Source organism: Kitasatospora sp. NPDC098663 (assembly GCF_044760075.1).
Lineage (GTDB): Bacteria > Actinomycetota > Actinomycetes > Streptomycetales > Streptomycetaceae > Kitasatospora.
Genome location: NZ_JBIWAP010000133.1, coordinates 1 through 1712, shown reverse-complemented (window position 1 = coordinate 1712; position 1712 = coordinate 1). Strand labels below are relative to the sequence as shown.

Here is a 1712-nt window from a genome sequence, read left to right as displayed (position 1 = left end):
CTAGAAGGCTCCTGAAGATCTTGTTGGTGGAGGGGCTGTCCCGGTTGGGGACAGCCCCTCCTGCGTTATGTGGTGGTGGGGGTGATGGCCCAGGTGTGGTTCGCGCGGGTGAGTCCGAGGTTGATCAGTCGGCGGAGGTTGAGGGCGGCGGCGCGGTTGTGGAGCCAGGTGTTGTTCTTCAGGACGCCTCGGTAAGGCACTCGGCGGTTGCCTCTGGCGACGAGCCAGGCCATGGCGCGTTCGACTGGTGGGCGCCAGCGCCGGTATTCGGACTGCCAGTTGGGGTCGGCGGCCTGCTGGCGGGCGGCTTTCAGGCGGTCGTAGTGGGTGTGGACCTGGAAGGCGCGGCCGGTCTTGGAGCGGGTGCATTGCTCGCGCAGGGGGCAGTGGGTGCAGAGCTTCTTGAACTGGGCGGTGCGGGCGCCGTTGGCGTTGGGCCGGCCGAGGTCCTTGGTGTGGCCGGCGGGGCAGGTGACGGTCCCGGCGTCGGTGTCGACGTGGAAGTCGTCGTTGGTGAAGCCGCCGGGGACGGCCGATCGCAGTGGTGGCGGCTTGACCACGAGGGTGTGGCCGTCGGTTTCGAGGGCTTCGCGCAGCTCGCCGGTGCCGTAGGCGGTGTCGCCGAGGACGGTCAGGTCCTCGCTCTCGTCGGCCAGGAGGGTCTCGGCGACAGCGGCCTCGTGGTTCTCGGGGCCGCCGCCGGCGGTGAGCTCGACCTCGGTCAGTAGCCCGGTCTCGGGCTCGAACGCGCCGTGGGCGCGGAATCCCTCCTGGTGGCGGGTCCGGTTCTTGTGGATGTGCCGGGCCTCGGGATCGACGGTGGACACCACCCGGTCGCGGACGGTCCCTTGGGCAATGCGCCACCGGCCGTCGCGCCCGTCGGAGCCGTCGGCGACCTCCACGTCCTGGCCGGCGACCAGGGCCAGCAGGCCGACTGCGTCGGCGGCCTTCTCGTCCAGCTGCCGCTCGGGCAGGCGTCCGAGCAGGTTGAGCGCGTCGGTGACCAGGGTGTCGACCAGGGCTTCCCGGGCCTGCTGGTCGTTCCAGGCAATGCGGGGTTTGCCCGGGTCGGTGTAGTCGTGGGCGGTGCACCAGGTGGCGGCGGTCTTCTCGCCGCCGGGAACGTCCCGGATCACCCGGCGGATCGCGGCGACGAGCTGGGTGACGGTGTCCTGGGTGGCCACCGCGTCGTCCAGCACGGTGGAGTCCAGCGCCCGCCGGTGCTTGCCCCTGAGGACGCCGGTGGCCGCCACGACCTCCTTGACCTTGGTGAACAGCCGGTTCGGGTCGCTGGAGCGCTGCAGGCGTCGCCGGAAGTAGGTCAGCAGTGACGGGTCGAACGCGGTGTCGTTGAGGCCGAGACCGCAAGCGGCCTTCCACCGCAGGTCGCAGCGCAGTTCCTGGACCGTGTCGAAGTCCGACAGTCCGTGCAGGCTCTGCAGCACGATCGTGGCGGCCAGGACCTGAGGCGGCATGCTCGGGCGCCCGTTCGCGGACGGATACATGTCCGCGAACATCGAGCCCGGGAACAGCGCATCCCGGTGCTCGGCCAGGAACGCGAACACGCTCCCGGCCGGGATCAGCTCCCGGCACGTCTCCCAGACATCCGGCCCGACCAGCTCGCCAGCCCAGTCTCCCTGCACCCGCAACAGTCTGGCCCCACGCGAAAGCACGTGGGGCCAGAACCTGAAAGATCTTCAGCGATCTCCTAG

The 1712-nt window shown here is 70.2% G+C and carries 1 protein-coding gene; it reads right to left on the bottom strand.

Features of this window, described 5'->3' with window-relative positions; genetic code table 11:
* Positions 1–65 precede the first annotated feature (65 nt).
* Positions 66–1643 carry an IS1182 family transposase gene (locus ACIQVZ_RS42415; protein WP_402458535.1) on the bottom strand — a complete coding sequence of 526 codons (1578 nt, stop codon included), beginning with the start codon at positions 1641–1643 and terminating at the stop codon, positions 66–68.
* Positions 1644–1712: the final 69 nt, after the last annotated feature.